At 69.8% G+C, this 729-nt stretch carries 1 protein-coding gene; it reads left to right on the forward strand.

Annotated features, from left to right (window positions below; genetic code table 11):
- Window positions 1-290: 290 nt before the first annotated feature.
- On the forward strand, window positions 291-729 hold a 439-nt coding region (locus ACJ6WD_RS41345; RefSeq protein ID WP_407617826.1), incomplete at its 3' end, for a transcriptional regulator.

Consider the following 729-nt stretch of genomic DNA (forward strand, 5'->3'; position numbering starts at 1 on the left):
CGGGCGCGGACGCGCCCGTCCGCTTTACCCTCCCCCGCCGGAGGGCGCCGCGACAGCTCCCGGCCCCGCTTCAGTGGGGCGCATGTCACGCCGGATGTGTGCCGAGGGAGCGGAAGAGGCCGCCGGATCGCGAGAAGTTTTGAGGGCCTGACCAGCACGAACGCGCCCTACGCAGACTCGGAGTCTGCGAACCCCTAGACATGCAGACTCGGAGTCTGCATCATCTAATTACCGCAAGCAAAAAAGCCAGCGGAAATAACAGCGGGAAACCGCGAAGGAGATCAGCACCCATGACCGCAGCAGCCGTGTTCGCCGCCGTGTTTGTCGCGCTGTTCGTTGCGCACTCGGTGGGAGACCACTGGGTCCAGACCTCCCACCAGGCGGCCCACAAGGGCGAGAACGACCGGGCCCCGGGCCAATCCAGCCGGGCCGGTCGGATCGCCTGCACCTTGCACGTCATCGGATTGACGATCACCAAGGGCATCGCCCTCGCGGCGGTCGTCTGGGCCCTCGACCTCCCCGTCACGGTCACGGGCGTGGCGGCCGGCCTCGGCGTCGATGCGGCGACCCACTGGTGGGCGGACCGGCGCAGCACCCTCGCCTGGCTCGCCAAGGTCACCGGCAAGACGGAGTTCCTGTCCCTCGGCACGCCCGCTCACCCGGCGCACCCCGTGACGGCCGAGGGCGGGTACGCGCCGACCCTCGGCACCGGCGCGTACGCGCTCGACC

It is taken from the genome of Streptomyces sp. VTCC 41912, assembly GCF_045799175.1.
Lineage (GTDB): Bacteria > Actinomycetota > Actinomycetes > Streptomycetales > Streptomycetaceae > Streptomyces > Streptomyces albulus_C.